This is a genomic window from Nonomuraea antimicrobica, from assembly GCF_039536965.1.
Classification (GTDB): Bacteria; Actinomycetota; Actinomycetes; order Streptosporangiales; family Streptosporangiaceae; genus Nonomuraea; species Nonomuraea antimicrobica.
Genome location: NZ_BAAAZP010000213.1, coordinates 50,453 through 58,139, shown reverse-complemented (window position 1 = coordinate 58,139; position 7,687 = coordinate 50,453). Strand labels below are relative to the sequence as shown.

Below are 7,687 nucleotides of genomic sequence, written 5' to 3'. Positions count from 1 at the left end.
CGCGCTCGGCCCGCAGGTCGCCCTGCCCGGCCTCCTGCTGCTGCTCCACGACGGGCTCCGCCGGAGCGGCGGCGACCGGCTCAGGGGCGACGACCACGGGGTCGGCGGCCGGGGCCGGCGCGGGCTGCGGGGCGGGGTCGTCGGCGGTCTTGACGCGGGAACGTTCCCTGCGCGTACGGGTGGGCCGCTCGGCCGCGGGCGCCGCCTCCGTCGAAACGAGGGCGGGCGTCTCCGCCGCGGCGGCGGCCGGGGTAGCGCCGTCTCCGGAACCGCCACCCTGCTTCTCCTGGATGGCCGCGATGAGCTGGCTCTTCCGCATGCGCCCGGTCCCGCTGATGCCCAGCTCCGCGGCCATCTTCTGCAGCTCGGGCAGCACCTTGGCGGACAGGCCGGTGCCGGAGCGACGCGCACGCGGCTTGGCCGGAGCGCGGGTGGGGGTGTCGCCGGACGCCGGCTCAGCGCCTGATGCGTCGGAGAGGAGTTCGGTGGTGTCGCTCAACTAAAAGGTCCTTCCCAGGGGTCGGGCGCCGGATTTGTTCTTCCGGGCGTCCCGGAGGTGCTTGCGATCCGGCGGGACAGACCGGGTCGGGGTGCACTTTGCGATCTTCGGCTGTCGCTTGAGACGGCCGCCACTCTTGGGGAGGGGCTCGCCCACGCCGCCGATGGCCCTTGGCGCGTGGCTGACACCCCCCAGATTGCTGTCGCCAACCAGATGTCGAGATGATTCGAACGCACAGATCCCCGTCGTCGCCACCTCGCGTTGAGCCAACCGGGTGTGGGCCAACCGGAGGCAACGGATTCCGGGGAGACAGCCGCGCTGCCCACGCCTCGCGACGTGAAGCATGATGCAGCGATGTATGGCTGACAAGCACGCACCCACCAAGGGGGCATCTGGTGCGGCTACCAGCCTAACATCACCAGCGCACACGGCTATTCCCTGAAGGTCTAAAGAGGCATCAGCGTGTCTCGGGGAACTGAACGTTCGCACCAAACGGGTCGACGTCCATTTGCTGGATGTGCCAGTCATTACCCACTTCTGGCGCGATCAAATCCTGCGTATCCGATGTCGAAAACGCAAGAACCGTGGGCCCCGCTCCCGAAACGACCGCGGGCACGCCCACTGCACGGAGACGTTCTACCAGATCCGCGCTCTGCCTCATGGCAGGCGCGCGGTAGGGCTGGTGGAGGCGGTCTTCCGTGGCCGCGAGCAGCAGCTCGCGCTCCGGCCGCTGGGTCAGCGCGGCGATCAGCAACGCGGCCCGGCCGGCGTTGAAGGAGGCGTCCTTGTGGGGCACGTCCTTCGGCAGGAGCCCCCGCGCCGCCTCCGTGGACAGCCGTGCCGACGGCACGACGACGACCGGACGGATGCGCTGGTCGGGAGCGAGTTTCACCATACGCGGCAGCTCGGAGTGGTCGGACCACGCCACGGTCAGCCCGCCCGCCAGGCAGGGGGCGACATTGTCGGGATGGCCCTCCATCTCGGTGGCCAGCGCGAAAACCGCGTCATCGGAGAACTCGGCGCCGGCCAGGGCGCGCGCGGCGAGAATGCCCGCGCACACGGCCGCCGACGACGACCCCAGGCCACGCGCGTGCGGAATCCTGTTGTGGCAGCGCAGGCGTATGCCTTCCGGCTGGGGCACACCCATGCGCGCGAACGCCGCGCGCATGGCCCTGACGACCAGGTGACCCTCGCCGGTATCGACCTCCCCCGCGCCCTCCCCCTCCACGCTGACGTGTACGCCGCGTTCGCCGGTGAGCGTGGCCTCGACGTCGTCGTGGAGGCTCAGTGCCAGCCCCAGCGCGTCGAACCCGGGCCCCAGGTTCGCCGACGTGGCGGGCACGCGGATGTCAACGGTTGTCATTCGTTCACTTTTCCCTCGTCACTCCCCGTGCGCCCCCGTCACGCGAGGTTGAGCGCCGCCGCGGCGGCGTGGACGTCGATGGGGATGACCACCGGCGCCGGAGCCCCCGAGATGGCCCAGTCGGGATCTTTCAGGCCGTTGCCCGTGACCGTGCAGACGATGCGCTGCCCCGCCTCCACCATGCCCTCCCCGTGGGCCTGCAGCAAGCCCGCGACACTGGCGGCCGAGGCGAGCTCCACGAACACGCCCTCCTCCTGCGCCAGCAGCTTGTACGCCGCCGCGATCTGCCGGTCGGTCACCGACTGGATCACTCCGCCGGACTCGTCGCGGGCCGCGGTGGCCAGCGACCAGGAGGCGGGGTTGCCGATGCGGATCGCGGTGGCGATCGTGTGCGGATGGGCGACGGGCGCCCCCTGGACGATCGGCGCCGCGCCGCTGGCCTGGAAGCCGAACATGCGCGGCCGTTTCGTCGACACGCCGTCGGCGGCGTATTCGGAGTAACCCATCCAGTACGCCGAGATGTTGCCCGCGTTGCCCACCGGGATGCAGTGGATGTCGGGCGCGTCGCCCAGCGCGTCGACGATCTCGAACGCCGCCGTCTTCTGCCCCTGCAACCTGAACGGGTTGACGGAGTTGACCAGCGCGATCGGATAGTTGGACGACAGCTTGCGGGTCATCTCCAGGCAGTCGTCGAACGACCCCTCGACCTGCAGCAGCGTGGCCCCGTGCACGAGCGCCTGGGCCAGCTTGCCCATCGCGATCTTCCCCCGCGGCACCAGCACGGCGCAGGTCAGCCCGGCGCGTACGGCGTAGGCCGCCGCGGACGCCGAGGTGTTGCCGGTGGAGGCGCAGATGACCGCCTTGGCCCCCTCTTCCACCGCCTTGCTGATGGCCATGGTCATCCCGCGGTCCTTGAAGCTGCCCGTCGGGTTGGCCCCCTCGACCTTCAGGTAGACGTCACACCCCGTGAGGGCGGAGACGCGGTGCGCGGGCACCAGCGGCGTGCCGCCCTCGAGCAGCGTGATGACCGGCGTCTTCGGGGTGACCGGAAGACGCTCGCGGTACTCCTCGATGAGGCCACGCCACGACCTGCTCATGATGACTCCCTACCTGCGCTGTTGGGCACCGAGTCTACGGGGTGCGGGCGACCGTCCTGGTGCCGAGTCCCGGGTCGGACACCGGGCAGGACACCCGGCGCACACCGGGCGACTCGCCCGTTGGACAGGGGCACTATTCAGGAAATTCTCAGCATCTCCCGATAAGGTCTCGGGAGGGGGTCACGACCATGAACGCGCGTCCTGCTCTGAGGCAGAACGACTATTCACCAGTGGCGGCACCGCAGCTCGGCGCCTGGTCACCCGCCCTTTCCGTGAGCGTGGTGATACCCGCGCACGGAGGGCAGGACAAGCTCGACCTGACGCTGGCGGCGCTGGCCGCGCAGACGTACCCGGAGCACCTCATGGAGGTCCTGGTCGTCGACGACGGCAGCCGTCCGCCGATCCGGCTGCCGGAGATCCGCCCGGTCAACACCCGCCTCGTACGGGTCCACGACGGCTGGGGCATCTCCAACGCCGTCAACACGGGCGCCAAGGCCGCCGACGGAGAGATCATCCAGCGTCTCGACTCCGACATGGTGGCCTGCCGCGAGCACATCGAGGCCATGGCCCGCTGGCACCACGTGACGGACTACCTGGTCACGATCGGCATGAAGAGGTTCGTCGACGCGCCGCCGGTCACCCCCGGACAGGTCTTTCTGGCGGGACACCTGGGAGAGCTGTTCGACCTGGACGCGGCCGTGGCGAGCTCCACCGAGGCGACGATCGCCAAGACCGACGGGCTGCGCAAGAGCCGCAACCCCTACCACGTGTGCACCGGGCCGACCTTCGCCCTTCCCAGGGAGGTCTTCCACGCGGTGGGCGGGCTCGACCCGACCGTGGCCAGGGGAGAGGACACCGAGTTCGCGTACCGGCTGGCCATGCACGGGGTGGTGTTCGTGCCCGATCCGGCCGCCCAGGCCGTGCACCTGGGGCTGCCGGCCCAGCACCGCGACCGGGAGCGGGCCGTGCGGGCGGTGGAGCCGTACCTGGCGCACCGGATCCCGCAGCGCAGAGACCTGCGCAAGGACCGGGGGCGGCGGTGGCTGGTGCCGTACGTGGAGATCGTGCTCGACGTCACCGACACCTCCGAGTCGGTGGTGCGGCAGGCGGTGGCGGCGGCGCTGGACGGCAAGCTGCAGGACGTCGTGGTGACGCTGGTGGGGCCGTGGTCGCGGCTGAACGACTCGCGCCGCTTCGCGCTGTCGGACCCGTGTTTCGAGCTGCGGCTCATGCGTGACCTGTTCGCGCACGACGAACGCGTCCGGCTCATCGACGAGGCCGCCCCGACGCCCGCGCCGACCCCGTTCCGCTATCGGGGGCCGGTGGACGTGCCGCTGCACCGGGCGACGCTGGAGCGGATGATCGAGTCGGTGCAGAAGGACCTCGCGGGCGTGCTGGTGGTGGACCTGCCCGACGGGCGTACGGCCCGGCTCGAACGTACCTCGGCCCTGGGCCGCGCCGCGCTGCTCGGCGACGCGGGCGACGATCCGGACGAGATCATCGACGCCACGCACGGCGTCCGCCACGAGACTCCCGACCGCTTCTGGCCCGCTCCCCCGCAGCCCGAGCCGGTGGTCGTCCCGGCACTCAACGAGCCCCAGAACAGTCAGGCGCAGAAGCAGGCCCGGCCACTCGCTCAGGAGCCGGTGGGCGTCCCGGGCGAGGCGCCGGAGCGCACGCTGCTGCGGCGGCTGAAGTCCGCCCTGCGCCCCAACTGACGGCCCCGGAGGTCTTCCCCCCGGGCGGAGCGGCCGGGGTCAGCCGCGCAGGCGTCTGCCGAGGGCGCGTCTCATCGTGGTGGAGACCAGCGTGCGCAGGCCCTGCTGGGCGCGGCCGGCGGCGGCGAGCTGGCGGCGTAACGCGCCGACCTCGCGCCGCAGCTCCACGGCCGATTTGCGCCAGCGCCCCGCCTCCTCCTTCCACTTGGCCACCTGGGCCCGCAGCCGCTCGGCCTCCTTGGCCAGCCGGGCGGCCTCCGCCCGTGCCGCCGCGCGGGCACGGTACGCCCCGCGCCGCCCCAGCGGGGCCTCCGCCGCCTCAGCGGTCAGATCCATGGCCGGGCCCGCAGTCGGATTCGCGGTCGGATTCGCGGTCGAGCCCGCGGTCGGCCCTGTGGTCGGGCCCGTGGTGAAGAAGCCGTAGGTCTCGCCCGCGACCCAGGCCACGCCGGACACCGTGTCCACGGCGTCGTCGAGGTCTTCGCCCTCGGCCGCGACGAGGCGGGCCCTGGCGAAGGACGAGGCGCGCTCCAGCCGGGCCGCCACGACGCACTCGGACGACTCCCCCAGCAGCACGTCGACCAGCCCCAGCCCCTCGTCGCGGGCCAGGTCGAGGAGGCGGGCGAGGGTGTCCTCGCCGGGGATCCACCCGCCGGGCAGCCGCAGCACGAACGGCACGGCAGGGTCGACGTCGCCGGTCTCGGCCAGGCGCACCCGTCCCTCGTGGCGGTAGTGCCCGTGGACGAGCACCAGCTCCAGGTCCGGATCTTCGAGCGGGGCGCGGTGGTCGCGGCCGAGCGTGTCCCAGGGGCCGGTCACGAGCACCGACAGGTCGGGCACGGTGCAGGCCAGCAGGGCGTCCACCGTCGCGCGCACGCCGTCGTAGCCGCCCGTCCCGTCCACCACCGCCGTGACGTACGGGACCTTCCACTGCCGCCCTGGATGCCCTCTGAGCCACCGGTAGGCAGGGATGCGGTCGGCCACGAAGGCGTGGCTGACCCGGTCGATGGGCTGCTTGTCGCGCATGCGCATGGTCGGCCCAAGGTGGTAGGCGCGGGCCGCCGGCTCCGGTACGAAGACCGCGCCCGCCTGCCACAGCCGGTAGCCCATCTCGGTGTCCTGGCCGAGTATCAGCTCCTCGTCCATGGGCCCGGCGGCCTCGACGAGGCGGGCGCCGACCGAGGTGGCGCCGCCGACGTGCAGGCTGAAGGGGCGCTGGGGGTTGTCGGTGAGGCCGTCGGTGCGCTCGACCAGGTCCACGAGCCAGGCGTGCGGCTCGGCGGGTTCGAAGGCCGTCTCGAGGTCGTGCGGCAGCTCGGCGGGCACGTCGGCGGCGGTGAAGCGGATGTAGCCGGTCACGACGAGGTAGGGGGCGGCGTGGTGCCAGCGCATGTGGGCCTCGATCGCGCCGGGGGTCAGCACCACGTCGGAGTCGAGCCAGTGGATCACCTCGCCGGTGGCCTCGGCCAGGCCCGCGTTGCGGGCGGCGGCCCGGCCGGGGCGCTCGCAGACGACCAGGCGGGCGCGGGCGCCCTCGGGCAGGCGTAACGGCGGGGAGCTGGCGTTGTCGACGACGATGACCTCCGTCAGCTCCGCCGGGTAGGTCTGCCGGGCCAGCGCCTGTAAGACCAGGTCGAGCTTGTTCTGGCCGCCGTACGCCGGGATGACCACGCTGACGGTCAGGCGGGGGGTGAAGTGGGGCTCGGGGGCGAGCACCCGGTAGTCGTTGCCGCGTACCCGGCGGGCGGGGGCGGTCATGCGGCTTCCATCAGCAGGCTGGGACGGAAGCCGCGCCACTGGTTGGCGGCCACCTTGACGAAGTGGGCCAGCGGGAGCTGCCACGTGTGCTCGGCGCTGAGGCCCCTGCGCAGGACGTAACCGAGCCCATGGGTCCGGTAGGTACGGGCGCCGGCCTTTTGGGCCGCTTTCAGAAATTCAAGATCAACAGCCCTGGGCAGACCAGGAAATCCACCTATTTCCTGAAATTTTACCCTGGGCACCAGGATCGTGCCGCCCGCCACGTGATCCGCCCAGACCTCGCTCGGATAGCTCGCCCCGCTGGCGAACGTCGTGCGCCTGATCGTCGCCCTCAGCGGTTCGAGGTAGAAGAACTCGGCCGTCGTGCCCACCACGTCGGCCCCCGTGTACGCCAGGGCCATGACCAGGTCGGCCAGATGGCGCGGGCCGTACCAGTCGTCGTCGTCCCACTTCGCGAGGTGGTCGCCGCTCGCCAGGCCCGCCGCCCGGTTGAGCACCTCTCCGAACGGCACCGTCTGCGCCGCCTCGACCCATTTCACGGGCAGCGAACAGCGCTCGACCGCCTCGCGTACCTGCTCGAAGGCCACCCCGTGCAGGCCCAGCAGGACCTCGGCCGAGACGTCCCGCTGGCGCTCCATCTGGGCCAGGGCCGCGCCCACCAGCCCCGGGCGCTTGGTCGCCATGACGATGCTGACCTGCGCGGGAGCGGCGGCCGGGTGGGCCAGGCGGCGCAGGCGTACGCTGTGCTCCTCGCGCCGCAGGTCGGCCAGGCAGCGTGTGGTGCCGTCGGGGACGTGGCCGAGCCAGTCGCGGTCGGTGAGCAGCGCGGCGAGGTCGGCGGGCACCCAGGGCGCGGCGCGGTCGGCGGTCAGCGGCACCCCGGCGGCGGCCAGCAGCATCAGCCCGTCGAGCGGCACCGGCGCGTCGGGCCACTCGACCTCCAGCCCTCGCAGGGGGCGCAGCGACGACACCTCGGGCCGCCGGCCCTCGACCGTCCAGTCGCCGTCGGCCCAGCGCAGGGGGGCCGGCCCCTTGTCCGGCGTGCGGGTGAAGCCGCAGGGGGTGACGGACATGGGTGGTGTGCTCCTCGATCGTTTGGACTCGATCGGCGCCTACCTTACGCCGGTTTTACGCACGAGTAGACGAGAGTGACACATTCGGCAAGCCCGGTGGCGCAGGTGATGAGCCTGAACGTTCGCTGTGATCTTTCAGAACTTATGGCGCGATAGTTGCCGATGTTTATTAGGGTGTC

The 7,687-nt window shown here is 71.8% G+C and carries 6 protein-coding genes; 1 reads left to right on the top strand and 5 read right to left on the bottom strand.

Going from position 1 to position 7,687, the window contains the following annotated elements; all coding sequences use genetic code 11:
- From ABD844_RS46280 to thrC, 3 genes are all read right to left on the bottom strand, one after another.
- A partial coding sequence (locus ABD844_RS46280; protein ID WP_344894059.1) for a Rho termination factor N-terminal domain-containing protein occupies positions 1-499 on the bottom strand: 499 nt, incomplete at its 3' end.
- Positions 500-956: 457 nt separating this feature from the next.
- On the bottom strand, positions 957-1,862 hold the full coding sequence (thrB, locus tag ABD844_RS46275) for a homoserine kinase (RefSeq protein ID WP_344894056.1): 906 nt from the start codon (positions 1,860-1,862) through the stop codon (positions 957-959).
- A gap of 38 nt (positions 1,863-1,900) precedes the next feature.
- A complete protein-coding gene (gene thrC, locus ABD844_RS46270) occupies positions 1,901-2,959 on the bottom strand; it encodes a threonine synthase (protein ID WP_344894052.1) in 1,059 nt (352 codons plus the stop codon).
- A gap of 230 nt (positions 2,960-3,189) precedes the next feature.
- Between thrC and ABD844_RS46265 the strand changes: the two genes are divergently transcribed.
- Complete coding sequence (locus ABD844_RS46265; RefSeq protein WP_344894049.1) at positions 3,190-4,677, top strand: glycosyltransferase family 2 protein; 1,488 nt, start codon at positions 3,190-3,192, stop codon at positions 4,675-4,677.
- A gap of 39 nt (positions 4,678-4,716) precedes the next feature.
- On the opposite strand, the gene ABD844_RS46260 is transcribed toward ABD844_RS46265, so the two are convergent.
- Together ABD844_RS46260 and ABD844_RS46255 are read right to left on the bottom strand one after the other, a co-directional pair.
- Positions 4,717-6,435 (bottom strand): glycosyltransferase, encoded by a 1,719-nt coding sequence (locus tag ABD844_RS46260; protein WP_344894046.1) that lies wholly within the window; start codon positions 6,433-6,435, stop codon positions 4,717-4,719.
- A complete protein-coding gene (locus ABD844_RS46255; RefSeq protein WP_344894043.1) occupies positions 6,432-7,508 on the bottom strand; it encodes a glycosyltransferase family 2 protein in 1,077 nt (358 codons plus the stop codon). The genes ABD844_RS46260 and ABD844_RS46255 overlap by 4 nt, the downstream gene beginning before the upstream one ends.
- Between the last annotated feature and the right edge of the window lie 179 nt (positions 7,509-7,687).